Annotated in this window: 23 protein-coding genes; 9 read left to right on the forward strand and 14 right to left on the reverse strand. The window is 71.2% G+C overall.

All coding sequences use genetic code 11. The features are described from left to right. The first annotated feature begins 3 nt into the window (after nucleotides 1–3). On the forward strand, nucleotides 4–1,077 hold the full coding sequence (locus ACIBMZ_RS00180; RefSeq protein WP_396689644.1) for an oligopeptide/dipeptide ABC transporter ATP-binding protein: 1,074 nt from the start codon (nucleotides 4–6) through the stop codon (nucleotides 1,075–1,077). Further along, entirely contained in the window at nucleotides 1,074–2,177 is a 1,104-nt protein-coding gene (locus ACIBMZ_RS00185; protein WP_396689647.1) for an ABC transporter ATP-binding protein, read from the forward strand. The genes ACIBMZ_RS00180 and ACIBMZ_RS00185 overlap by 4 nt, the downstream gene beginning before the upstream one ends. A gap of 69 nt (nucleotides 2,178–2,246) precedes the next feature. On the opposite strand, the gene ACIBMZ_RS00190 is transcribed toward ACIBMZ_RS00185, so the two are convergent. After that, complete coding sequence (locus ACIBMZ_RS00190; protein ID WP_396689649.1) at nucleotides 2,247–2,693, reverse strand: hypothetical protein; 447 nt, start codon at nucleotides 2,691–2,693, stop codon at nucleotides 2,247–2,249. Further along, nucleotides 2,675–3,337: an HNH endonuclease family protein gene (locus ACIBMZ_RS00195; RefSeq protein WP_350698730.1), complete on the reverse strand. Its 663-nt coding sequence runs from the start codon at nucleotides 3,335–3,337 to the stop codon at nucleotides 2,675–2,677. The genes ACIBMZ_RS00190 and ACIBMZ_RS00195 overlap by 19 nt, the downstream gene beginning before the upstream one ends. A gap of 108 nt (nucleotides 3,338–3,445) precedes the next feature. Here ACIBMZ_RS00195 and ACIBMZ_RS00200 point away from each other — a divergent pair, with 108 nt between their 5' ends. Beyond that, complete coding sequence (locus ACIBMZ_RS00200; protein ID WP_396689651.1) at nucleotides 3,446–4,942, forward strand: MFS transporter; 1,497 nt, start codon at nucleotides 3,446–3,448, stop codon at nucleotides 4,940–4,942. 66 nt (nucleotides 4,943–5,008) lie between these two features. Here ACIBMZ_RS00200 and leuA read toward each other — a convergent pair whose 3' ends face one another. The 3 genes from leuA to ACIBMZ_RS00215 form a co-directional block, all read right to left on the reverse strand. Further along, entirely contained in the window at nucleotides 5,009–6,766 is a 1,758-nt protein-coding gene (leuA, locus tag ACIBMZ_RS00205) for a 2-isopropylmalate synthase (protein ID WP_396689653.1), read from the reverse strand. A gap of 241 nt (nucleotides 6,767–7,007) precedes the next feature. After that, entirely contained in the window at nucleotides 7,008–7,556 is a 549-nt protein-coding gene (locus ACIBMZ_RS00210) for a nitroreductase family protein (protein WP_396689655.1), read from the reverse strand. Nucleotides 7,557–7,774: 218 nt separating this feature from the next. Next, complete coding sequence (locus ACIBMZ_RS00215; protein WP_396689657.1) at nucleotides 7,775–8,641, reverse strand: hypothetical protein; 867 nt, start codon at nucleotides 8,639–8,641, stop codon at nucleotides 7,775–7,777. Between the two features lie 222 nt (nucleotides 8,642–8,863). On the opposite strand from ACIBMZ_RS00215, the gene ACIBMZ_RS00220 reads away from it, so the two are divergent. Together ACIBMZ_RS00220 and ACIBMZ_RS00225 are read left to right on the forward strand one after the other, a co-directional pair. Next, the gene (locus ACIBMZ_RS00220) at nucleotides 8,864–10,129 is read left to right on the forward strand and encodes an aspartate kinase (protein ID WP_396689658.1); all 1,266 of its coding nucleotides are present in this window, start codon (nucleotides 8,864–8,866) and stop codon (nucleotides 10,127–10,129) included. A 5-nt stretch (nucleotides 10,130–10,134) separates the two neighbouring features. Next, nucleotides 10,135–11,196: an aspartate-semialdehyde dehydrogenase gene (locus ACIBMZ_RS00225; protein ID WP_396689660.1), complete on the forward strand. Its 1,062-nt coding sequence runs from the start codon at nucleotides 10,135–10,137 to the stop codon at nucleotides 11,194–11,196. A gap of 13 nt (nucleotides 11,197–11,209) precedes the next feature. On the opposite strand, the gene ACIBMZ_RS00230 is transcribed toward ACIBMZ_RS00225, so the two are convergent. Continuing rightward, the gene (locus ACIBMZ_RS00230) at nucleotides 11,210–12,583 is read right to left on the reverse strand and encodes a diguanylate cyclase (protein ID WP_396690927.1); all 1,374 of its coding nucleotides are present in this window, start codon (nucleotides 12,581–12,583) and stop codon (nucleotides 11,210–11,212) included. Between the two features lie 232 nt (nucleotides 12,584–12,815). Here ACIBMZ_RS00230 and ACIBMZ_RS00235 point away from each other — a divergent pair, with 232 nt between their 5' ends. Beyond that, complete coding sequence (locus tag ACIBMZ_RS00235) at nucleotides 12,816–13,595, forward strand: phosphodiesterase (RefSeq protein ID WP_396689662.1); 780 nt, start codon at nucleotides 12,816–12,818, stop codon at nucleotides 13,593–13,595. Between the two features lie 6 nt (nucleotides 13,596–13,601). On the opposite strand, the gene ACIBMZ_RS00240 is transcribed toward ACIBMZ_RS00235, so the two are convergent. Then, entirely contained in the window at nucleotides 13,602–14,186 is a 585-nt protein-coding gene (locus ACIBMZ_RS00240) for a hypothetical protein (RefSeq protein WP_396689664.1), read from the reverse strand. A 384-nt stretch (nucleotides 14,187–14,570) separates the two neighbouring features. On the opposite strand from ACIBMZ_RS00240, the gene ACIBMZ_RS00245 reads away from it, so the two are divergent. Further along, nucleotides 14,571–15,029, forward strand: coding sequence for a lamin tail domain-containing protein (locus tag ACIBMZ_RS00245; protein WP_396689666.1), 459 nt, complete (start codon nucleotides 14,571–14,573; stop codon nucleotides 15,027–15,029). A 222-nt stretch (nucleotides 15,030–15,251) separates the two neighbouring features. Here ACIBMZ_RS00245 and ACIBMZ_RS00250 read toward each other — a convergent pair whose 3' ends face one another. Further along, nucleotides 15,252–16,130: a GntR family transcriptional regulator gene (locus ACIBMZ_RS00250; protein WP_396690929.1), complete on the reverse strand. Its 879-nt coding sequence runs from the start codon at nucleotides 16,128–16,130 to the stop codon at nucleotides 15,252–15,254. 62 nt (nucleotides 16,131–16,192) lie between these two features. Between ACIBMZ_RS00250 and ACIBMZ_RS00255 the strand changes: the two genes are divergently transcribed. Both ACIBMZ_RS00255 and ACIBMZ_RS00260 read left to right on the forward strand, forming a co-directional pair. Then, on the forward strand, nucleotides 16,193–16,423 hold the full coding sequence (locus ACIBMZ_RS00255; RefSeq protein ID WP_396689668.1) for a hypothetical protein: 231 nt from the start codon (nucleotides 16,193–16,195) through the stop codon (nucleotides 16,421–16,423). 159 nt (nucleotides 16,424–16,582) lie between these two features. Continuing rightward, complete coding sequence (locus ACIBMZ_RS00260; RefSeq protein ID WP_396689670.1) at nucleotides 16,583–16,819, forward strand: hypothetical protein; 237 nt, start codon at nucleotides 16,583–16,585, stop codon at nucleotides 16,817–16,819. A gap of 42 nt (nucleotides 16,820–16,861) precedes the next feature. On the opposite strand, the gene ACIBMZ_RS00265 is transcribed toward ACIBMZ_RS00260, so the two are convergent. The 6 genes from ACIBMZ_RS00265 to trpB all read right to left on the reverse strand — a co-directional run bounded on the left by ACIBMZ_RS00265 (nucleotide 16,862) and on the right by trpB (nucleotide 22,860). Then, on the reverse strand, nucleotides 16,862–17,611 hold the full coding sequence (locus tag ACIBMZ_RS00265) for an SDR family oxidoreductase (protein ID WP_396689672.1): 750 nt from the start codon (nucleotides 17,609–17,611) through the stop codon (nucleotides 16,862–16,864). Between the two features lie 14 nt (nucleotides 17,612–17,625). After that, the gene (locus tag ACIBMZ_RS00270) at nucleotides 17,626–18,879 is read right to left on the reverse strand and encodes an ATP-grasp domain-containing protein (RefSeq protein ID WP_396689674.1); all 1,254 of its coding nucleotides are present in this window, start codon (nucleotides 18,877–18,879) and stop codon (nucleotides 17,626–17,628) included. Between the two features lie 22 nt (nucleotides 18,880–18,901). Then, nucleotides 18,902–19,846 carry a TauD/TfdA family dioxygenase gene (locus ACIBMZ_RS00275; RefSeq protein WP_396689676.1) on the reverse strand — a complete coding sequence of 315 codons (945 nt, stop codon included), beginning with the start codon at nucleotides 19,844–19,846 and terminating at the stop codon, nucleotides 18,902–18,904. Between the two features lie 191 nt (nucleotides 19,847–20,037). Further along, complete coding sequence (locus ACIBMZ_RS00280) at nucleotides 20,038–20,832, reverse strand: GntR family transcriptional regulator (RefSeq protein ID WP_396689678.1); 795 nt, start codon at nucleotides 20,830–20,832, stop codon at nucleotides 20,038–20,040. Between the two features lie 88 nt (nucleotides 20,833–20,920). Continuing rightward, nucleotides 20,921–21,670 (reverse strand): tryptophan synthase subunit alpha, encoded by a 750-nt coding sequence (gene trpA, locus ACIBMZ_RS00285; protein ID WP_396689680.1) that lies wholly within the window; start codon nucleotides 21,668–21,670, stop codon nucleotides 20,921–20,923. Further along, complete coding sequence (gene trpB, locus ACIBMZ_RS00290) at nucleotides 21,667–22,860, reverse strand: tryptophan synthase subunit beta (RefSeq protein WP_396689682.1); 1,194 nt, start codon at nucleotides 22,858–22,860, stop codon at nucleotides 21,667–21,669. Before trpB ends, trpA begins: the two co-directional genes overlap by 4 nt. Nucleotides 22,861–22,929: the final 69 nt, after the last annotated feature.

Raw genomic sequence — 22,929 nt, forward strand, 5'->3', positions numbered from 1 at the left:
GTAATGGCACTACTCGAAGTGAACGACCTCTCCGTCACCTTCGCCCGGCGCGGTCAGCGCGCCGTGCACGCCGTCGACGGGGTGTCCTTCTCGGTCGACGCCGGTCAGGTCGTCGGCCTCGTCGGTGAGTCCGGCTGCGGCAAGTCGGTGACCTCGCTGGCCATCATGGGTCTGCTGCCCAAGCAGCCCGGTCTACGGGTCGGCGGCAAGGCGGTGTTCGACGGCACCGACCTGCTCCAGCTCGACGACCGGTCCCGGCGGGACATCCGAGGCCGCGACGTCGCGATGATCTTCCAGGACCCGCTGTCGTCCCTGAACCCGGTCGTACCGATCGGACTCCAGGTCACCGAGGTGCTGACCCGGCACCGGGGGATGAAGGGCGCCGCCGCGGCGAAGGAGGCCGCCGCGCTGTTGGACCGGGTCGGCATCCCCGATCCGACGCGGCGGCTCAAGGAGTACCCGCACCAGCTCTCCGGCGGGATGCGGCAGCGCGCCTTGATCGCGATGGCGGTGGCCTGCCAGCCCCGGCTGTTGATCGCCGACGAGCCGACCACGGCGCTGGACGTCACCATCCAGGCCCAGATCCTGGAGCTGCTCAAGGATCTCGTCCGGGACTCCGGCACCGCGCTGGTGATGATCACGCACGATCTGGGCGTGGTCGCCGGCATGTGCGACACGATCAACGTGCTCTACGGCGGCCGGGTGGTGGAGACCGCCCGGCGACGTCCACTGTTCCGCGAGCCCCGGCACCCGTACACGGTGGGGCTGCTCGGCTCGGTGCCCCGCCTGGACGCCGGGCGCGGCGAGCGGCTGAACCCGATCCCCGGCTCGGTGCGCGACCTGCTGCCCTGGCTGGAGGGCTGCGCCTTCGCCCCGCGCTGCACCCGCCGGGTGGACGCCTGCATCGGCCAGCCGCCGGAACTGGTGCTCTCCCACGCCGGCCGTGGCTACCGATGCGCTAACCCGGCCCCGGTGGCGGACACCACGCCGGCCACGCCGCCTGCCGAGGCGACCGCGCCCGCCGAGTCGTCGGGTGCCGACCGGGTGCCCGCGCCGCGCGAGGAGGAGAAGCCATGACCGAGAGCGACGTCCTCGTCGAGGTACGGGACCTCAAGGTGCACTTCCCGATCAAGCGGGGGGTGCTGTTCGACCGGACGATCGGCCACGTCAAGGCGGTCGACGGCGTCGACCTGAGCATCCCGCGCGGCAAGACGTACGGTCTGGTCGGGGAGTCGGGCTGCGGCAAGTCGACGCTCGGCCGGGCGCTGCTCCAGCTCAACCCGCCCACCGCAGGCGAGGTGCGCTTCGACGGCGTGGAGTTGACCACGCTGGCGCCGCGCAGGCTGCGGACCATGCGGCGGCGGATGCAGATGATCTTCCAGGACCCGATGTCCAGCCTCGACCCGAGGCAGAACGTCGAGTCCATCCTCACCGAGGGCCTACAGACGCACGGCATCGGTGGCGACCGGAACGGCCGTCGGAAGATCATCGCCGAGACGCTGGACAAGGTGGGCCTACCCCGCTGGGCGTTGTCCCGCTATCCACACGAGTTCTCCGGTGGTCAGCGGCAGCGCATCGGCATCGCCCGCGCGCTGGTGCTCGGACCGGAGCTGATCGTCGCCGACGAGCCGGTCTCCGCCCTGGACGTGTCGATCCAGGCGCAGGTGATCAACCTGCTCGACGAGTTGCAGGACGGCCTCGGCCTCACCTATCTGGTGATCGCGCACGATCTGGCGGTGGTGCGGCACATCTCCGACACCGTCGGCGTGATGTACCTGGGCGGACTGGTCGAGGAGGCGCCCAGCGACCGGCTGTACACCGAGCCGCTGCACCCGTACACCCGGGCGCTGATGTCGGCGGTGCCGGTGCCGGACCCGGACGTGGAGGACCGTCGCGAGCGGATCCTGCTCTCCGGTGACCTGCCCTCGCCGGCCAACCCGCCGTCGGGTTGCCGGTTCCACACCCGCTGCCCGTGGGCGCAGCCGACCCGGTGCGCGGACGAGCGGCCGGTGCTGCGGGAGATCGGCGGAAGCCGGGTGGCCTGCCACTTCGCCGAGCAGATCGCCAGCGGCGAGCTGCGACCGCACAAGGTGAGTGCGGAGATCGTCCGCCCGGAGGGCGAGGGCGAGGAGCCGGGCGTGGTCTCCGCGCCCAGCGAGCCCGGCACGTTCGTCTAGCAGAGATGTAAGGAGGGGGCCCTTTCTATGCCGTAGGCGTTAGAAAGGGCCCCCTCCTTGCGACCAGGATCAGCCCTCGGGGCGGTTCAGCAGGCCGACCGCGATGCTGTGCACCGCATCCAGCCCGGCGGCGTCGGCCAACGCCGCGCTGCCGCCGGTGACGGCGTACCACTCGTCGGCGTCCTTGTACTGCACGTGCAGGGTGACCCGGCCGTCGGCGAGGTCGGTGCGCAGGGTCAACTCCCCGGTGACCACGCCGACCTCGTCGGTCATCACGCCGCCCGGTCCGGGCACGATGTCCGTGGTCCGGCTCTGCGGGCCGGTGGCGCCACCGGCGTCGGCGGTCATCCCGGCACCGGGCACCTCCACCTCACCCGCGGCCGCACCGTCGGCGGTCATCCCGGCGGTGGCCGGGCCGGGGCTGCCGGTGGCCGCCGCGGCGTCGTCCCCACCCGCGTCAGGCGTCCGCTCGGGTGCCGGGGTGCCGCCGGCTCCGGTTACGGCTTGCTCTCCCATGTGCAGCCCTCCAACATGTCGGCCAGCGCGGCCTTCTCAGCACTGGTGATCGTGAGCTTCCAGTGGTGCTTCACCGCCACCCAGTCGCCGGCATACTGGCACCAGTATGACCGGTTTGGCGGTTTCCACTGGGACGGATCCTGATCACCCTTTGCCCGGTTGGAGGAGGCCGAAACCGCGAAGAGCTGCGGTCGGTCGAGGTCGTTCGCGAAATCACTACGCTTCGAGTCGTCCCACTCGTCGGCGCCGGAGCGCCACGCGTTGGCGAGCGGGACCATGTGATCGATGTCCACGCTGGACGGGTCGGTGAAGGTCCGTCCGTCGTACACGCTCTCCCAGTTGCCACCCACCACGTTGCAGCCGGAGTGCTGGATGTCCTTGCCGTCGCGTTCCAGCACGGTGTCACGGACGTCGCAGTTCTGGCCGGTCTTGCGCCAGTGCGAGAAACGGTTGCGGCTGTAGCCGCGCATCGGGTTGGCCTCGGCGACGGTCAGTTCGGAGAGCATCTGGGTGGCGGTGCCGCCGTCACCGCTGGTGGGCGACACCTCCGGCTCCACCAATTCGACGCAACCGGCCGCGCCGAGGGTCAGCGCCGCGACGAGCGCGAGCGCCCCCAGGGCGCGAGGTCCTGATCTGGTACGCACAGATGACACCTCTCCAGCTTGCGGGCTCTTGGCGATCCCGCACAGTACCCGGGCCCAGTTTCGGCGATTCGTGGTGTCTCACGTATGGCGCACGGCACATTGGTAGTCATGCCCGAAACCGCGCCCGCACTCCGGCTGAAGTCGCACGCCGGCCGAGGCACCCTGGCCGCCGCCGTCCTGGCCTCCGGCATGGTCTTCCTGGACACCACCGTGGTCAACGTGGCCCTGCCCCGGCTCGGCGCCGAGCTGGGCGCCTCGGTGGCGGGACTACAGTGGACGGTGAACGGATATCTGCTCACGTTGGCCGCGTTCGTGCTGCTCGGCGGGGCGCTCGGGGACCGCTTCGGGCGACGCCGGATCTTCCTGCTGGGCGTGGTCTGGTTCACCGTCGCCTCGGTGCTGTGCGGGCTGGCACTGCGTACCGACTGGTTGGTGGCCGCGCGCTTCCTCCAGGGTGCCGGCGGCGCGCTGCTCACGCCCGGCTCGCTGTCGCTGCTCCAGTCGAGCTTCCACCCGGACGACCGGGGCAAGGTGATCGGGGCGTGGTCCGGGTTGTCCGGCGTCTCCACCGCGCTCGGCCCGTTCATCGGTGGATGGCTGATCGACGCGCTCTCCTGGCGGTGGATCTTCTTCCTGAACCTGCCGCTGGCCGTGCTGGTGGTGCTGGCCTCGCTGCGCTGGGTGCCGGAGAGCCGGGACGAGAGCGCCTCGCGTAGCCGGGGAACGGGCCGACGCTTCGACATCGCCGGTGCGCTGCTCGGCGCGCTGGCCCTGGCCGGGGTCACGTACGCGCTGGTGGACGCGCCGGGTCGCGGGATCAGCTCACCGGCGGTGCTGGTGGCGGCCGTGGTCGCGGTGCTGGCCGCGGTGGCGTTCGTCGGGGTGGAACGGCGTCGCGGCGAAACCGCGATGCTGCCCACCGGCCTGTTCGGCAGCCGACTCTTCTCGGTGCTGAACGTCTTCACCGTGCTGGTGTACGCCGCGCTCGGCGGTTTCACCTTCTTCTTCGCCGTCTACCTGCAGAACGTGGTCGGCTGGTCGGCTCTGCTCACCGGCCTGGCGCTGCTGCCGATGACGGTGCTGCTGCTGATCGGCTCGCCGAGGGCCGGGGCGCTGTCGGCGAAGATCGGGCCGAGGCTGCCGCTGACCGTCGGCCCGGTGCTGGCCGCCGTCGGGCTGCTGGTGCTGCGCGAGGTGGACGCGGGTGCGTCGTACTGGCGGCAGGTGCTGCCCGGGGTGGTGCTGTTCGGCGCCGGGCTGACCCTGGTGGTGGCGCCGCTGACCGCGTCCGTGTTGGCCGCCGTGGCGGACCGCTTCGCCGGGGTGGCCAGCGGCTTCAACAACGCCGCGTCCCGGGTCGGCGGTCTGCTGGCGGTGGCCGCGTTGCCGCTGCTGGTCGGGCTCAGCGGGACGGGCTACGAGCAGCCCGCCGAACTCACCGCCGCCTACCGGGGCGCGCTGCTCTGGTGCGCCGGTCTGCTGGTGGCGGGCGCGGTCATCGCCGTGCTGCTGGTACGTCGTCCGACCCGCCGTCCACCGCCCGCACAACCCTGCCACTCCATGCCGGTCTCCACCCCGGACGACTCGGCCGCCCGGGACAGGTGAAAGGAGGGGTCCCCTGCTATGCACGAGGCGATAGCAGGGGACCCCTCCTTACATCCAGGCCGGCGGTCAGCGACGGGCGCGGTTGACGGCGCTGGTGACCGCCTTGACTGAGGCGGTGACGATGTTCGCGTCCATGCCGACGCCCCAGACCGTCCGCCCGTCCACCTCGCACTCCACGTACGCAGCCGCCTGCGCGTCGCCACCGGAGGAGAGCGCATGCTCGTGGTAGTCGAGCACCCGGACGCTCACCCCGGCCGAGCCCAGCGCGTTGACGTACGCGTCGATCGGGCCGTTGCCGATCGCGGTCACCGACCGGGCCTGGCCGCCGACCCCGACCTGTGCGGTGATCTCGACCTTGCCGTCGGCGCTGCCGATGACGTACTCGGTCAGCGTCACCGCCGGGTCGACCTGGTGGTCGAGCAGGTACTGCGTGGCGAAGATCTGCCACATGGTGTCCGGGCCGACCTCGCCACCGTCGTGGTCGGTGACCTGCTGCACCACGCCGGAGAACTCGATCTGGAGCCGCCGGGGCAGGTCGAGCTGGTGCTCGGTCTTCATGATGTACGCGACGCCGCCCTTGCCGGACTGCGAGTTGACCCGGATCACCGCCTCGTAGCTGCGGCCCAGGTCCTTCGGGTCGACCGGCAGGTACGGCACCGCCCAGGTGAAGTCGTCGACCGGTACGCCGGCCGCCGCCGCGTCGGCGTTCAGCGCGGCGAAGCCCTTGTTGATGGCGTCCTGGTGGGAGCCGGAGAAGGCGGTGTAGACCAGGTCACCGGCGTACGGGTGGCGCTCGTGCACGGGCAGTTGGTTGCAGTACTCGACGGCCCGCTTGACCTCGTCGATGTCGGAGAAGTCGATCATCGGGTCGATACCCTGGGAGAAGAGGTTCAGGCCCAGCGTCACCAGGTCGACGTTGCCGGTGCGCTCGCCGTTGCCGAACAGGCACCCCTCGATCCGGTCCGCGCCGGCCAGCAGGCCCAGTTCGGCGGCGGCGACGCCGGTGCCCCGGTCGTTGTGCGGGTGCAGGCTGAGTACCAGACTCTCGCGCCGGGGCAGGTGCCGGTGCATCCACTCGATCGAGTCGGCGTACACGTTCGGCATGGCCATCTCGACCGTGGCGGGCAGGTTGACGATCAGCTTGCGGTCCGGCGTGGGGTCGACGACCTCGATGACCTTGGCGCAGACCTCCAGCGCGTACTCCAGCTCGGTGCCGGTGTACGACTCCGGCGAGTACTCGTAGTGGATCTCGGTGTCCGGCGTGTGGATCTCCGCGTACTTCTGGCAGAGCCGGGCGCCGGTGGTGGCGATGTCGGCGATGCCGTCGCGGTCCAGCCCGAAGACCACCCGTCGTTGCAGCGTGGAGGTGGAGTTGTAGAAGTGCACGATCGCCCGGCGCGCGCCGCGCAGTGCCTCGAAGGTCCGGTCGATCAGGTGCTCCCGGCACTGCGTCAGCACCTGGATGGTGACGTCGGCGGGGATCATGTCCTGCTCGATGAGCTGCCGGACGAAGTCGTAGTCGGTCTGGCTGGCCGACGGGAACCCGACCTCGATCTCCTTGTAGCCCATCTGCACCAGGAGCTGGAACATCCGGCGCTTGCGCTCCGGCGACATCGGGTCGATCAGCGCCTGGTTGCCGTCGCGCAGGTCGACGGCGCACCAGCGCGGTGCGGTCTCGACGTGCCGGGTCGGCCAGGTGCGGTCCGGCAGGTCGATGCGGAACTGCTGCTGGTAGGGCTGGTACCGGCGGTACGGCATCTGGCTGGGACGCTGCCGGGCGATGGCATCGGAATCAACGTCGGTGGTGCCGGCTGGGTGAGCCATGGCGGACTTCTCCTGGGGTCATGTGACGTCAGCGACGGGGGTCGGCACGGGGTGCCGAGCGAAAGATCCGGGACTGTGCTGGCGGCGCGGTTCGACTCCGCGACGAGGTGCCGGCCGTCAGGCCTCGTCGCGGCGACCAAGGAGGAGGTACGCCTGCCACATGACAGGGTGACCCTACGTGATGGCACCTGGCCTGGGAAAGGCCCGTCCGGAGTATGGGATGGAAATTGCGCCCAACGGCTCAGTCGACGGTCTCGCCGCAGCTCAGAACGAGTTCGGCGAGCGGGCGACGGTGCCGCAGGGCGGTCTCATCGGCCAGCAGGTCGGCGGGAAGGCTCAACGGATCGCCGAGTTGGCCGACCGCCACCACCACGTACGGTCGCACGTCGCGGGGAAGGTCGAGGTCGGCGATCAGCCCGGCCCGGTCGAAATCGGTCACCTGGCGGACGTGCAGTCCCAGCGCGGTGGCCTGCACGGTGAGGTGGGCCACCGCCTGCCCCAGGTCGTACGCGGCGAACGCCTGCTCGGTTCGCCGGTACGCGCCGAGCAGCAGGGCCCCGGCGCGTCCGGCCCACCGCTGCTCGGTCGGCGCGAGGTTGACCAGGATCCGCTTGAAGGTCTGGTCGTCCCGGTGCCCGAGGGCGAACCGCCAGGGCTGCCGATTGCCGACCGACGGCGCCCATCGGGCGGCTTCCAGCAGTGCGACCGCCTCGGCCCGGGGCAGTTCCGCGACCGGGTCGAAGGACCGGGGACTCCAGCGGAAGGCCAGCACGGGGGTGAGGTCGGTCATGCGTAGAAGCGTCCCCTATGGGGGATTTGGTAGTGATGTCAGGGTGGCCGAATGTGGGAAACGACACCCGTAACGGGACGGCCGCCCCGGCGTTGGCGGCGCGGTCGAGACCCGGTGCCGACCCGGGACGCCGAAGCGGACGTCGTGGTCGACGGCGCGGATCGGGCGACCGGACCGTACAGGCCGGGACCGGCGACGCGAGCTGGAGTCCACCCGGCCTACCCGCCGCCGGTCGGTGCGGTGCCGCCCGGCTCGATCCCGCCCGGTGCCGTGCCGTTCGGCGTGGGGTCACCCGGGGCGGTGCCGCCCGGATCGAGGTCGGACGGCGGCGGTGGCGGGGCCTCCATGCCCAGCGGTTCGCCGTCTACCACCGGGCCGGCGAGCTGCACGGTTGCCGGTGCGGGCTCGGGCGGACCGGCCAGCGTCAGGGTGCCGAACGCCGCGCGGACCGCGGTCGGCGTGCCGTCGGCGTCGAAGCAGTAGATACCGACGTCCAGCGGCGGGTTGATCGAGGCGGCGGTGGTCTCCACCGAGTAGCAGGTGCCGGTCGCCTCGGGTGGGGCCATCGCGGGGGAGACCGACAGCGGAGCGCGCCGGTCGGTCAGCACGTCCAGCCAGTCGGTGAACGGATGCTGCACCCGGGGGTCGATCCGGCGGGGCAGCGTGTCGTCGCGCTCGCCGACGCGTACGCAGCTCGCGGGCTCGGGCCGGGTCGCCGTCGGCAGCGCGCACTGGAACAGCCCGTCGGCGGTGGCCGCGAGCGAGATGTCCGCCGTGCCGCCGAGCGCCCCGCCGGGTACGTCCACCCGCCAACTGCCGTCGTTGGCGCTGGTCACCACGATCGTGCGGTCCGGGGTGTCGGCCACCCGCAGGGTGTACCGGGCGATCAGGTGCCGGTCCTGCGCGGCGGCGGCGAGCGCGGCCAGTTCGTCCCGGGCCGCGTCCTGGCCGGCCGGTCGGGGCGCGGTGCTCGGCGGTGGCGGCGGGTCGTCCGGCGGGTCCGAGGAGCAGCCGGCGAGCAGGACGGGCAGGGCGAACGCGATCGGGGCGGTCAGGCGGACGGCGGGACGATGGGCGACGTACACCCGGCCATTCTCGGCGTTGGGTGCGCTTACGGACACCCCCGGAAAGGTCGGCCTTCCCGGCGTGTCGCACACCACCTCGCCCGCCGCGCCGGGCCGGATCGTGGGATCACCTGACCCGGCGGTCAGAGCGGCCCGATACCCTGAGGTCGTCCGACCCGCGCCGCCGGCCCCGGTGCCGGCGGCGTCGGCACGCTCAGGGCAACCGGGAGGGAGTGCGCCGTCGTGGCACTCGTGGTGCAGAAGTACGGCGGATCCTCCGTCGCCAACGCCGAGCGGATCAAGCGGGTGGCGGAACGGATCGTGGCCGCTCGCAAGGCCGGCGACGACGTCGTCGTGGTCGTGTCGGCGATGGGCGACACCACCGACGAGCTGCTCGACCTGGCCAACCAGGTCAGCCCGCTGCCGCCCGGGCGCGAGCTGGACATGCTGCTCACCGCCGGGGAGCGGATCTCGATGGCGCTGCTCGCCATGGCGATCCACAACCTGGGCTACGAGGCCCGCTCGTTCACCGGATCGCAGGCGGGTGTCATCACCACCTCGGTGCACGGCCGGGCGCGGATCATCGACGTCACGCCGGGGCGGCTCAAGGGCGCGCTGGACGAGGGCGCGGTGGTCATCGTCGCCGGGTTCCAGGGTGTCTCGCAGGACACCAAGGACGTGACGACCCTGGGGCGGGGCGGCTCGGACACCACCGCCGTGGCGCTGGCCGCCGCGTTGCACGCGGACGTGTGCGAGATCTACACCGACGTGGACGGCGTCTTCACCGCCGACCCGCGGATCGTCACCAACGCCCGGCACATCAAGCAGATCACCTACGAGGAGATGCTGGAGCTGGCCGCCTGCGGCGCGAAGGTGCTGCACCTGCGCAGCGTGGAGTACGCCCGCCGGGCGGGACTGCCGATCCACGTCCGCTCGTCATACTCGACCAACACCGGCACCATGGTCATCGGATCGACGGAGGAGCTTCCTGTGGAGCAGGCACTGATCACCGGCGTCGCCCACGATCGCAGCGAGGCCAAGATCACCATCGTCGGGGTGCCCGACGAGCCCGGCGCCGCCGCGCGGATCTTCGACACGGTCGCGGGCGCCGAGATCAACATCGACATGATCGTGCAGAACGTCTCCACCGAGGGGACCGGGCGCACGGACATCTCCTTCACCCTGCCGAAGACCGACGGCCCGACCGCGATGGCCGCGCTCAGCAAGATCCAGGAGTCGGTCAACTTCAAGGGCCTGCTCTATGACGACCACGTCGGCAAGGTCTCGCTGATCGGCGCCGGGATGCGCTCGCACCCGGGCGTCGCGGCCGGCTTCTTCGCCGCGCTCGGCCAGGCCGGCGTGAACATCGAGATGATCTCCACCTCGGAGATCCGGGTCTCCGTGGTCTGCCGGGACACCGACCTCGACGCAGCCGTCCGCGCCATCCACGAGGCGTTCGACCTGGGCGGTGACACCGAAGCCGTGGTGTACGCGGGAACGGGACGGTAACGCGGATGGCCGGGCTGCCCACCCTGGCCGTGGTCGGGGCGACGGGCGCTATCGGCACCGTGATGTGTGAGTTGCTCACCGGGCGTCGCAACGTCTGGGGTGAGATCCGCCTGCTCGCCTCCGAGCGGTCGGTCGGGCGCAGGGTCCGCTGCCGGGGCGAGGAGTCGACCGTCCAGGCGCTGACCGCCGAGGCGTTCGACGGCGTCGACGTGGCGATGTTCGACGTACCGGACGAGGTCGCCGCGCACTGGGCGCCGATCGCGGTACGCCGGGGCGCGATCGTGGTGGACAACTCGGGCGCTTTCCGGATGGACCCGGACGTCCCGCTGGTGGTGCCGGAGATCAACCCAGAGCAGGTCCAGCACCGCCCCCGGGGCATCGTCGCCAACGCGAACTGCACCACCCTCGCGATGATCGTCGCGGTCGCCCCGCTGCACCGCGAGTACGGCCTGCGCGAGCTGGTCCTCGCCTCGTACCAGTCGGTCTCCGGGGCGGGTCAGCGCGGCGCGGACACGCTGCACGACCAGTTGGCCAAGGTGGCCGGCGACCGGCTGCTCGGCTCGCGTACCGGCGACGTGCGGCAGGCGGTCGGTGACGACCTCGGCCCGTTCCCCGCACCGATGGCGCTCAACGTGGTGCCGTGGGCCGGAACACCGGCCGACGACGGCTGGTCCTCCGAGGAGATGAAGATGCGCGACGAGTCGCGCAAGATCCTCGGTACACCGCACCTGAAAGTCACCGCCACCTGCGTACGGGTGCCGGTGCTCACCGGCCACTCGGTCGCGGTGCACGCCGTCTTCGGCACCGAGATCAACGCCGAGGGGGCGCGTGGGGTGCTGCGCAACGCCCCCGGTGTGATCGTCGTCGACGACCCGGCCGCCGGGGAGTTCCCGATGCCGATCGACGCGGTCGGCACCGACCCGTCCTGGGTCGGCCGGATCCGTCGGGCCCTCGACGATCCCCGTGCGCTGAACTTCTTCGTCACCGGCGACAACCTCCGCAAGGGTGCCGCCCTGAACACCGCCCAGATCGCCGAACTCCTGGCCAAGGAACTCACCCGACGCTGACCGGCGGGGCCGGTCAGGCGGCGGCGAGGCGTACGCCGTCGCGACCCTGCCGTTTCACGGCGTAGAGCGCCTGGTCGGCGCGGCGCAACGTCACCTCGGGGGACTCGCCCGGCCGGGGCAGCGCGACACCGACGCTGATCGTGCGGCCGATCCGGCGGGCGGCCTCGGTGAGCCGCTCGGCCACCCGGACGGCCTCCTCGGGACGGCTCACCTCGATCACCGCGACGAACTCGTCGCCGCCGACCCGGTACAGCTCGTCGCCCTGGCGCAGCGCGCCCTCCAACGCCCGGGCCAGGCCGACCAGCACCCGGTCACCGGCCTGGTGCCCGTACGTGTCGTTGATCGTCTTGAAGCCGTCCACGTCGATCGCGAGCAGCGCGGTCCGTCCCGGCGTCGCGGTGGCGATCCGCTGCCCGAACGGGCCGGTGTGCCGCAGCCCGGTCAACGGGTCGGAGCTGGCCTGTTCGCGCAGCCGGTCCAGCGTGCGCAACCGGTCCAGGCAGCTCCACGCCTGACCGGCCAGCAGCTCCAGCAGGTTGACCGTGGTGGGGTCGGGGCGCAGCAGCCGGTCGTCGGCCACCAGCAGCACCCCGCCGCGTCGGGCCGGACCCACCGGCACCGTGACCAGCGTCCGGACACCGGCGCGGACCAGCGGCTCGTGTTCCACGGTCGGCGGGTGGCCCGCCTCGCCGAGGGTGTACCCGGCCCCGTACCGGTGCGCCCGGTCGATGATGCCGCGCAGCGCCTCCGGGCCTGCCTCGGTCAGCTCGGCCCGCATCCGGCACTCCAACTCTCCGGGGGCCACGGTCGGGGCACCGAGCCGTACGCCACCCCGGCCGCCGAGCACCAGGACGGCCGCGCCGAGCGTGGAGACGTCCCGGGCCGCCCCGATGGCGGCGGTCATCAGGTCCCACTCGGTGCCGGCGGCGGTCATCGCGGCGGCGTGCCGGAGCAGCTTCTCGCTGCGGCTCTCGGTCGGCCCGCCCAGCGCGACGATCCGCGCGCCGAGGCGGGCGGCCACGCGCTCGGCGCTGGTCCGCCAGGCGGCGAGGTCGGCCGGGCCGGTCCACTGCACGTCGAGTACGCCGATGACCCGCCCCGCCGGATCCGGCACCGGTACGCACACCTCGGCGGTGACGTCGGGGCGTACCGGGATGTGATCGGGATCGGTCGTCACGTCCGGGGCGACGACGGTCGCGCCACCGGTGTAGGCCCGACCGACGATCCCGGCGTCCGGCGCGACGGTGGCGAAGACCTGCCAGGAGCCGGTGGCGGCGACGCACCGGAGCCGGTCGTGCACGTGCAGCAGGACGGCGATGGTGGCGGGGGTGTGACGGGCCAGCGCTTCGACGGTGGCCTGACACACCTCGGCGACGGTCGACGCCATCGGCAGGCGCACCGTCACGTCGCGGAGGACTTGCTGATGATCCACTCGCACGTCGTTCCAGGTCGGGTACGTCTCCCGGCGGCACCGGGAGGATGACCAAGCGTACTCACCGGAAACCGGGAGCGGGCTGGGCTCGTACACATGTGCTATCCACAGGCTGTGGATGCAGGCTGTGGGCTACGCACGGACGTCTGCGGCGATAGCGTGAGGTCTCCGGTCGAGTGGAGGCCCGATGCTCGTCGCACACCTCAGCGATCCGCACCTGACCACCGGCGTGCTCGGCGCCGAGGCCGCCGCCGGGCTGCACCGCGCGCTCGGCCGGGTGCTGGCCCTCGACCCCCGACCCGACTGCGTGGTGATCACCGGCGACCTGGCCGACCACGGTCGCCCCGACGAGTACGCCCTGCTGCGCGAGGTGATCGGCCGGTTCCCGCTGCCGGTGCACCTCGCGACCGGCAACCACGACGACCGGGAGTCGCTGCTCGACGCGTTCGGCGGCACCGGCTGGTTGGGCGGCGGCTTCTCGGCGTACTACCAGGTCGAGCAGCCCGAGGGGACGCTTGTCGTACTCGACTCGCTCGTCCCCGGGGCGGACGGTGGCCGGCTCGGCGACGAACAGCTCGCCTGGCTCGACGCGGTGCTGGCGGCCCGCCCCGGCGTACCGGCCGTGGTCTGCCTGCACCACCCGCCGATCGAGGTCGGCATCCCGGCCGCCGACGCCATCCGCCTCGCCGACGGCCCGGCCCTCGCCGAGGTGCTGCTCCGACACCCCCACGTGGTACGCGTCGCCGCCGGTCACGTGCACCGGTCGGTCACCGCGACGTACGCCGGCACGGTGCTCACGGTCGCCCCGAGCACCTGGCGGCAGGCCACCCTGACCACCGACGAGCACCAGCAGATCGGCTGGGTCGACGAACCGACCGCGTTCCTGCTGCACCGGGCCACCGCTGACGGTTGCGTCACGCACACCGTCCAGGTCAGCCACACCGCCGGAAAGACCTGCGGCTTCTGAAACTGGTCAGGGTGAGCCGGCAAGCGTCGCGTCCGACGGCTCGTCGACGGCGGCCGGTGGCATCGTCGGCCTGCGGTGACGCCGGGCCCGGAACATCTCGATCAGGCGCGGACTCCAGCCCACGATCAACAGGAGCAGCATTCCTGCGCCGATGGCCCAGGCGGCACGATCCGTCCAGTTCCGCATGCTCGGGAGCGTGAAGGCCAGTGCGAGCGCAGACACACCGGGGAAGATGAGCCCCAGGGCGAATGCCTGCGCCAGATGACCGTCGTGCTTGCGCATCCGGTAGTACGTCTCCCAGCCGAACAGGGAGTCGTCGCCCGTGTGCCTGGCGATGGCCGGTCGGAGCACCTCTTCGAGATAGGCCCCGGCGATGCGGCCGTCGCGATACTGCGCGGCGACGCTCAGACCCAGCGCGGCGCTGAGCATCGGAAGGAGGAGGAGCAGCCGGACGTCCGCCTTCTCGGAGAGCACCACACCGGCGACCGCCGCCACTGCGGTGAGGTACAGGCTGATCAGGTTCTGATTGTGGTTGGCCTTGCGTTCGATCGTGGCGCGGATGGCGGCGGCATCGGCGAGCGCCGCATCCAAGGCCAGGTTCCGTGTCTCCTGGTGCACCGGACACTCCCTTCCGAGGACTGCCCTCCGGTGTATCAGGATTCCTCAATGGCGGTTCGATCTGCACGCCGTGACGGCTCCGGTGGCTCGCCTTCCGGTCCTCGATGGACATCGAACGCACAGCCGTCGATCATCTTTCGTGCGGTCGGCCCGGAACTCCGGTCGAGTCGGCACAACCGGACCGGCGGGCCGGGTCGAGCCGGCTGGACGCTAATCGACACCCGCGTGGCCGTATTCGGCGGCGCGGGTGCGAGCGGGACCCATGTTGCCGTAACTCGTCGTTAACCTCGCTCCGTCACGCGTCGGCGTGACGTGTCCGCGCCGAACTTCGGCGCGCATCATGTGGGGGTAACACGCATGTCGAGAAGGTTCATCGGGTTGGTGTCCGCGCTCGCCGTGGCGCTCGGCGGTTCGCTCGCCGTCGCCGCCCCGGCGCAGGCCGCCACCCCGGCGATCGAGATCACGAAGGTCTACTACGACTCGCCGGGTACGGACACCCGCTCGAACGCCAGCCTGAACGCCGAGTACGTGAAGCTGACCAACCGGCGCGCCCGCACCATCAACCTGAAGAACTGGACGCTGCGCGACAAGGCCAACCACGTCTACACGTTCACCGGGGACGTCAAGCTCGCCAAGGGCAAGAGCGTGGTCATCCGGACCGGCAAGGGCAAGAACACCGCCAAGAACCGCTACTGGGGTTCGGGCAACTACGTCTGGAACAACACCGGCGACACCGCGTACCTGCGCAACGCCAGCGGCAAGCTGATCGACAAGTGTGCCTGGTCGAAGAAGGGCAAGGGATACACCGCCTGCTGAACGGGTAACCGTTGATCGGCGCAGGCGTTGTGGCGTCGAGGGAGTCTCTCGCACGGGCTCGATCTCACCGGGGCGTCGCGGTTCTCGGTGAGATCGAGTTCCCGTCCGGCCGACACCACGGCGACGTCGTCCAGGCCGCCTTGGTCGAGTGCCATACCGATCAGCCCTTTCGCGACCGGCGCTGCGTCATCTGAGGAACACCGGACATCACGTACCCCCTCTTCAGGCACGTGCGAGCGGTTCGGGTGGCCAGGGCTGGTGGGCGTTCTCGTCACGATGCAGGACATGGACGGTCTCGACCCGGTCGCTCGCCACCACGCACTCGGTGACCTCGACCGGCCGATCATCTGTCCCTGACGTGCCGACGCGCACGATCTCCAGTACCGGCAGATCGGTCGGGATCTCCAGCAGGCCGGCCTCCTCCGTGCCGGGCATTCGCGCGCGGTGGATCTCCATCCACCTGATCGGCCAGTGTCCGGCCTTCTCGATGCGACTCAGCCACTCGCCCGCCGCCGGGCTTGCACCGAGGCCAGCGACGGTGTCAGCGATGCGCGGATGAATCCACGTGACGTTGATCTGAAAGGGCGCTTCCGACGCCGGCCCGGTCACCCGGAATCTCCGCAGCACCTCCGTGCCGGGATCGACGCCCAGGAGCATGGCGATCCGCGGATTCTCCAAGCGGGCTGGCGCGTTCGTGGCAGTGCCGTGACGGACCCACACCTCCCGGCTGCTTGCGGACGGAAACGAGTAGCCGGTCACCCGCTCGTTGCGTTTGACCAGGTCACCACGCGGTCGGCGGGGCCGCAGCGTGTCGTGGCGCACGGAGATGCCCCGCCCCTGGACCGCCCACACGAAACCCGCGGTCTCCAGTTCGGCGATGGCCCGGACGACGGTGTCCCGGTTCGCCCCGTACTCCGCCGCGAAGTCGTCGAGGCGAGGCAACCGGGCACCGGGAAGCCACTCGCCGCCCTCGATTCGCTCGCGGATCCTTGACGCGATCTCCAGGTAGCGCGGATGCACGGGCACGTCGACGCCCTCCTTCCACCATCGCGGCGATCTCTGACGGTTGGCCGCGTCGTCCCCGGACCGCCCACACCGCATTGTCCCGAGCCGAGCTCCGTAGGCGGTGCATCTCCTCTGCGGCGAGCCGTAGCCTGAGAGTCGTGCGCCGCCCACGCCTCCGACCCGTACTGCTCTGCCTCGGCTTCCTGCTCTGGCTGGTGGCCGCACTCGGCCTGTGGTTCGGGTGGTCGGGACGGTACGGGTCACTGCTTCTGCTGGCCGCAGGCGCCCTCGTGCACGGCCCGGACCTTGTGCAGGAGTGGCGGGAACGCAGGTCGAAGTCACCGGAACCGGCGGACCGGGTACTGCGGCACTACCCCAAGTGGTGGTGACCACGACCGTCAGAGGTATTCCGACGAGGCTGGCCCCGAGAGCAGCATCCGGTGATCGGGCGATCACGGTCGAGAGGTGCGGCGTCGACTGTCCGGTTGACGAACCGCCGCAGAGGCAAGCGAGTGAGGCGTGATTGCCGAATGAGATCTAATGATCTCGTGCCCAAACTCTTCGATTCTTCACTCAGCAACCACCTGCGCTATCCGCTGTGGCTCTTCGCGTTGCCGGTGGTCCTCTACGGGGTCTTCATCGCCTATGTGCTGGTTGAACGCGGCGACATCATTCCGGCTGTGCTGTTGATGCTCAGCTACGTGCACGCGATCCTGCTGGGGCGGGTTCGTCTGGCGAAGAGTCTTGTCACCCGGGGAAAGGTGAGACCCGAGGACCTGGGCTGAGTCGCACCGCTCGCGGCGCGACTCAGCACGACGTCCCGTCCGTCAGCTCCCGAAGATCGGCTGGCGGTACACCTTGTGCTGGGCGGCTTGGGCGACCGGGCGGACGACGAGACGATCCACGTTGACGTGGCCGGGAAGCGCCACCGTCAGGGCGATGCACTCGGCGACGTCCTCGGCCACCAGCGGTCGGTCCACGCCCGCGTACACGGCGGCGGCCTTGTCCGCGTCGCCGTCGAACCGGTTGACCGCGAACTCGTCCGTGCGGACCATGCCCGGTGCGATCTCGATGACCCGCACCGGTTCACCGCAGAGTTCCAGCCGGAGCGTCTCCACCAGCGCGTGTTCCGCGTGCTTGGCGGCGGTGTAGGTGCCGCCGGACTCGTAGGTCACGTGCGCGGCCGTCGAGGTCACGGTCACGATGGTCGGTGCGTCGGAGGCGCGCAGCAGCGGTAGCAGCGCCTGGGTCACGTACAGCATGCCCAGAACGTTGATCTCGAAGCTCCGCATCAGGTCGGCGGGCGAGGTGGTGGCCAGTGGGTCGGCGCCCACCGCCCCGCCCGCGTTGTTGACCAGGAGGTCGCAGCGGTCCAGCCCGGCGGCGAGGGCCTGGACGGACGCCTGGTCGGTGACGTCGAGCGCGACGGCCCGCCCACCGATCTCGGCCGCCAGTGCTTCGAGTCGGTCCAACCGGCGGGCCGCCACCACGACGAAGAATCCGTCCTTGGCCAGTCGGCGTGCCGTGGCCGCCCCGATCCCGCTGCTGGCGCCCGTCACCACCGCGGTGCGCTTCATGGTGTTCTCCTTCATCAACCGGTGACGAAGTCTATCTTCGCGTTGATCGCCTCGGCCTTGGCGATGGCGTCGAGCGCGTCCGTGCCGGAGGCCAGGATGTAGCCGTTGCTACAGTCCGCGACCGTCAACAGCGGTGCGACCTCGTCGCCGGGGTTCTTGGTGATGACCACGGCGGTGTCCTCGGCGCCCAGCTCGAACAGGTACGGCATGAAGACCCGGGCCGACTCGCCGGGCGGGATGCGGCGTACCGTCGCCGGGATGTCCTCGCTGACGGCGATCGACGTGATCGGTCCCGGTTTCGGGGTCAGGAAGAGTGCGACCGCGCCCCCGATTGGTGCGGGCGATTCGAGCGGAAGTTCGTCGATGCCCAGCGGCACCGTCAGGAACATGCGGTTGAGGTCCAGGCCGAACGCGCGTCGCACCAGCTCCGGCGCGCCGCTGCCGGCCAGGCGCGCGTGGGATTCGAGCACCCGGGGTCCGTTCGGGGTGAGCACGAACTCGCTGTGCGACGGCCCCTCGGTGACGCCGACGGCGTCCAGGAGCTTCGCGGTGAGTTCCCGGAGTTCCGCGAGGTAGGGCACGGCGACCCGGCTCGGCGTGCTGACCTCCCACTCGACGAACCGGTCGTTCATCCGGTATTCGGAGTAGCCGATGGTGAGGTGCCGGCCCTCGAAGGAGAACGAGTCGACGCTCACCACCGGGCCGGAGAGGAACTCCTCGGCCATCGGGGCGGTGATGCCGGCGGCGGCCAGCTCCGACATGGCCACGGCCACCTGTTCCGGGGTGCCGACCTCCTTGATGTGCAGGCTCGCCGCCCCGTCGATCGGCTTGAGGACGATCTTCCCGCCGACCTGCTCCAGGAACGCGACCGCCTCCTGGACCGAGTTGACCACCTGGTAGCGGACGTGCTCGACGTCGGCCTTGGCCAGGCACTCCCGGGTGAGCGACTTGTCCTTGAGCGCGCGGGCGGTGAACTCGGTGACGCCGGGCAGGCCGAACCTGTCCACCACGTAGCCGGAGGAGATCGCGGCGACCTCGGTCGTGGTCATCACGCGGTCGAACGGGCGCTCGGCGTGCAGTGGGCTGAGCGATGCGTGGATGGCCGGACCGTCGTCCAGCGGGGCGTGGACGACCCGCTCGGTGTGCGCCAGGATGGACGGCTCGTACTTGCCCTCCTCGTGCACCAGCACGACGTCGATGCCGAGTTCCTTGGCGCCGTGGATCGGCGCGGGCATCCCACCGATGACGGCGACGCGATACTTGCCCATGATCGTCCTCCTGGTGTCCGGGTCAGCTTGCATAGCAGCGGCGCAGCCAGCGGGCGGTGTCCGCCGGACCGGGTCGGAACGCCCGACGGCGGTGCAGCACCCGGTAGTTGTCGAAGATCAGGAAGTCGCCGGGGCGCAGCACGAACGCCTCGGACCGCGCCTGGTCGAGGGCTCGTACCCACCGGTCGAGGGCGGCGGTCGCCGCGGGCGTGGTCGGGGAGACCGTGCCCCGGTCGAACCGGGCGCGGGTGCCCTCGTAGCTCTGCTCCAGCAGCGCGGTGTCCCGTAGCGGTGCCGTCTCGTCGTTGGAGGCGGGCGGGCCCACGGTGAACTGGGCCGACTGCAACTCCTGGACGGTGGCCCCGTCCAGCGCGGCCACGGCCTCCTCGATGGCGAGCACCTCGGTCGGCACCTGCTCGTCGTTGCGGACCGCATAGAAGCTGAGGTAGCGCGGGACGTACCGGCGCGGGTCGACGCCCTTGCCGCCGAAGGGCAGGTGCGGGTTGTCGGTGTGCCAGGAGAACTCCGAATCCGCCCCCCACGAACTGGTGGTGCCCGCCGCCGCCGGGTTCGGGGCCACGTTGCGGATGTATCGGCCGGTGTTCTCGTAGTCGACCGCGAACGGCGTCAGCGAGAGCAGTTGCAGCAGACCGAAGTGCAGGGCGTTGGTCACCGCCATCGCGGGTTCGGCGGTGAAGCCGTCGCGCGGCGTGGCCGGGAACTCCTGCTGCGGCAGGTTGCCGATGGTCAGGACGTGTGAACCGGTGGCCGGGTAGAACGTCAGTGCCTGGAGGATCTCGCCGGGCAGGTGGGTCTGCAGGGCGTGTGCGCCGATACCGGCGAGGATCGCCTCGTGGGCGTCCGAGTCCAGTTCGATGTCGCAGACCGCAGCCGTGAGTTCCTTGGCGAGCAGGTCACGGGTCCGGTCGTTGAGATGGTGACGGGCCACCCGGAGTGCGCGGGTCATCTACGGCTCCGATCATGAGGGGTCGCCGCGAATCCCCAGCTCGCGGTCGGATCGGGTGCCACGCCCAGTCGTCGGGCACCCGAGACCTCACGATGCCGCACGGCGACAGGGGGTAACAACGCCGTCGCGGAGGCCAGAAGTGGCCAGGCACCTTGCTGCCGTCTCCGGCCACCGGCAGGAGACGGGGAGTCCTACGGAGCGCCGTCGCCCGGCACGACCGGGGAGCGTACGGCGCCCCAGCGGACCGACAACCGTGTCGCCGCCCGCTCCGCGCGGATCTCCATGGCGTCGCCGACGACCACCGCGCGGTCCACCACCACGGCGGTCCCGTCGAGGGCGATCGTCGTCCGTTCGCTGACGAAGACCGGGCTGCCGGCAGGCTGGCGCAGGTGCCCGGCAGCCGGCGCGGCGAGCAGGGACGGCACGATCCGTTCCGAGGCGCGCAGGATGGCGACCCCGGCGTCGGCCAGCGCGGCGTAGAGCGACGTCCGGACGAAGTCGCGGTCCCGGATCGCCGTCCCGTACGGCGGCCGGACCCAGGAGACCTGGTGGATGGCGGGACGACCGTTGAGCAGGCGCAGCCGTTCCAACCGCAGTGCCCGCTCGCCGCCACCGTCGCCGAACCGATCGACCACCCAGGCCGGCGGTCGGCGCATCGCACCGGACAACACCTGGGTCACCACGTCGTGGCCCTGCTCGCGCAGGTCCTCGGTGAAGCTGCGCAGCGTGTCCACGCGATAGGCGGCCTGGACCGGGGTGACGTAGGTGCCCCGCCCGGCCTGCTGCACGATGAGTCCCTCGTCGGACAGCTCCTGGAGAGCCTGACGCAACGTCATCAGCGTGACGCCGTAGTGCGCGCTCAGGTCACGCTGCGCCGGCAGCGCCTCGCCGGGCTCGTACTCGCCCTGCCGGATCCGGGCCGCCAGGTCGGCCGCGATCTGCCGGTAGCGCGCGGACGGTCGACCACCCACCGTCGCCTCACCCATGGGCGTCTCCCGTCCCTGCGGCCGTACCGGTGCCCAGTGTGGCCCACGGTCGACGACCGGCCGCAGCGGGCACCGGCCCGGCGCGCGGTCACCCGGGGATCGGTACGCCCACGCCGTCCAACGCCGCCCGGAACTCCGCGACCACGGCCCCGACCTGTGCGGGGTCCGCGCCGTCGAGCACCATCCGCATCAGTGCCGAGGCCACCACGACACCGTCGGCGGCCTCGGCCGCCTCCACCGCGTGTGCGGGCCGCGAGATGCCGAAGCCGAGCAGCACCGGCAGGTCGGTCAGGGCCCGCAGGTCGCGGGCGAGCCGGGCGGCGTCCTCGGCGAGCCGGTCGCGCTCGCCGGTGGTGCCCATCACCGAGACGGCGTAGACGAAGCGGCGACTGCGCCGCGCGATGGTGGCCAGCCGAGGGGCGGGGGTGGTGGGCGCGGCGAGCAGGACCAGGTCCACCCCGGCCGCCGTGGCACCGGCCGCCAGCTCGTCCACCTCGTCGATCGGCACGTCGGGCACGATCAGCCCGCTGACCCCGGCCGCCGCGAGGTCCGCGCAGAACGCCGGGTCGTGCATCACCAGGTTGTAATAGGTCATGGCGATCAGCGGTACGTCGACGTGCACCCCGGCGAGATCGTCGAGGATCGACCGCACCGTGGCCCCCTGTTGCAGGGCTCGGTAGGACGCCTGTTGGATCGTCGGCCCGTCGAGGATCGGGTCGGAGAACGGGAGCCCGATCTCGATCATGTCCGCGCCGCTGTGGGCGTACGCCTCGACGTACCCGGTCCAGTCGGGTCGGATGCCCCCGGTCACGTACGGAACCAGCAGCTTGCCGCTCATGCGCTCTCCCGGATGGTGTGCATGTCCTTGTCGCCACGGCCGGAGAGCGCGACCAGCACGGTGCTGAAGGGTGGCAGCTCGCCGCTCTCCGCGGCGCGGATCACCCAGGCGATGGCGTGGGCCGACTCCAGGGCGGGCAGGATCCCCTCGGTGCGGGCCAGCCGCCGGACCGCCGGGATGACCTCGGCGTCGTTGACGGTGACGTACCGCGCCCGGCCGGAGTCGTTGAGGAAGGCGTGCTCCGGACCCACGCCCGGGTAGTCGAGCCCGGCCGCGATCGAGTGCGCCTCGCTGACCTGGCCGTGCTCGTCCTGGAGGACGTACGAGCGGAACCCGTGCAGCACGCCGACCCGGCCGAACGCGACCGCCGCCCCACCCTCGGCCTCCACGCCGACGAGCCGGGCCGGGGTGTCGACGAAGCCGGCGAAGGTGCCGGCGGCGTTCGAGCCGCCACCGATGCAGGCGACCACGTAGTCGGGCACACCGGTGCGCAGCTCGGCGGCGCACTGGGCGCGCGCCTCCTCGCCGATCACCCGCTGCAACTCCCGCACGATCCACGGGTACGGGTGCGGGCCCATCACCGAGCCGATGCAGTAGTGGGTGTCGTCGACCCGGGTGACCCACTGCCGCAGCGCCTCACTGGTGGCGTCCTTCAGGGTGCGACTGCCGCCGGTGACCGGAACGACCTCGGCACCGAGCAGCTCCATCCGGAAGACGTTGAGCGCCTGACGCTCGACGTCCTTGGCCCCCATGTAGACGGTCGCCTTCAGGCCGAGCAACGCGGCGGCGGTGGCCGTGGCGACGCCGTGCTGGCCCGCGCCGGTCTCGGCGATCAGCCGCGTCTTGCCCATCCGGCGGGCCAGCAGGGCCTGGCCGAGCACGTTGTTGATTTTGTGCGAGCCGGTGTGGGCGAGGTCCTCCCGTTTCAGCAGCACGTTGATGCCGAGTTCCGCGGAGAGCCGCCAGGCCGGGGTGAGCGCGGTCGGGCGTCCGGCGTGTACCGCGAGCAGGCGGTCGAGGTCACTGCGGAAGCGCTGGTCCGCCCACGCCTCCCGGAACGCCGCCTCCAGCTCGGTGCAGGCGGGGATCAGTGACTCGGGGACGAACCGGCCCCCGTGCCCGCCGAATCTGCCGCGCTCGCCGGGATCAGCCATGACGCTGCCGTTGGGCAGCACGGTCAGATCGGTCATCTGGACTCCAACTGTTCTAGAACTGTTGGAGTCAGGATGGCACACCCGGCCGTCCGGACGGAAGCCCGG

The organism is Micromonospora sp. NPDC049900 (genome assembly GCF_044461025.1).
In the GTDB taxonomy this organism is placed as follows: Bacteria; Actinomycetota; Actinomycetes; order Mycobacteriales; family Micromonosporaceae; genus Micromonospora.

Coding starts and splice junctions, on each gene's coding strand:
- ACIBMZ_RS00270 (WP_396689674.1), bottom strand. CDS start 18,879: ATGGGCAAGTATCGCGTCGCCGTCATCGGTGGGATGCCCGCGCCGATC.
- ACIBMZ_RS00245 (WP_396689666.1), top strand. CDS start 14,571: ATGTCGAGAAGGTTCATCGGGTTGGTGTCCGCGCTCGCCGTGGCGCTC.
- ACIBMZ_RS00275 (WP_396689676.1), bottom strand. CDS start 19,846: ATGACCCGCGCACTCCGGGTGGCCCGTCACCATCTCAACGACCGGACC.
- trpA (WP_396689680.1), bottom strand. CDS start 21,670: ATGAGCGGCAAGCTGCTGGTTCCGTACGTGACCGGGGGCATCCGACCC.
- ACIBMZ_RS00210 (WP_396689655.1), bottom strand. CDS start 7,556: ATGACCGACCTCACCCCCGTGCTGGCCTTCCGCTGGAGTCCCCGGTCC.
- ACIBMZ_RS00190 (WP_396689649.1), bottom strand. CDS start 2,693: ATGGGAGAGCAAGCCGTAACCGGAGCCGGCGGCACCCCGGCACCCGAG.
- ACIBMZ_RS00250 (WP_396690929.1), bottom strand. CDS start 16,130: ATGCGGTGTGGGCGGTCCGGGGACGACGCGGCCAACCGTCAGAGATCG.
- ACIBMZ_RS00280 (WP_396689678.1), bottom strand. CDS start 20,832: ATGGGTGAGGCGACGGTGGGTGGTCGACCGTCCGCGCGCTACCGGCAG.
- ACIBMZ_RS00180 (WP_396689644.1), top strand. CDS start 4: ATGGCACTACTCGAAGTGAACGACCTCTCCGTCACCTTCGCCCGGCGC.
- trpB (WP_396689682.1), bottom strand. CDS start 22,860: ATGACCGATCTGACCGTGCTGCCCAACGGCAGCGTCATGGCTGATCCC.
- ACIBMZ_RS00265 (WP_396689672.1), bottom strand. CDS start 17,611: ATGAAGCGCACCGCGGTGGTGACGGGCGCCAGCAGCGGGATCGGGGCG.
- ACIBMZ_RS00230 (WP_396690927.1), bottom strand. CDS start 12,583: ATGGCGTCGACCGTCGCCGAGGTGTGTCAGGCCACCGTCGAAGCGCTG.
- ACIBMZ_RS00185 (WP_396689647.1), top strand. CDS start 1,074: ATGACCGAGAGCGACGTCCTCGTCGAGGTACGGGACCTCAAGGTGCAC.
- leuA (WP_396689653.1), bottom strand. CDS start 6,766: ATGGCTCACCCAGCCGGCACCACCGACGTTGATTCCGATGCCATCGCC.
- ACIBMZ_RS00235 (WP_396689662.1), top strand. CDS start 12,816: ATGCTCGTCGCACACCTCAGCGATCCGCACCTGACCACCGGCGTGCTC.
- ACIBMZ_RS00225 (WP_396689660.1), top strand. CDS start 10,135: ATGGCCGGGCTGCCCACCCTGGCCGTGGTCGGGGCGACGGGCGCTATC.
- ACIBMZ_RS00200 (WP_396689651.1), top strand. CDS start 3,446: ATGCCCGAAACCGCGCCCGCACTCCGGCTGAAGTCGCACGCCGGCCGA.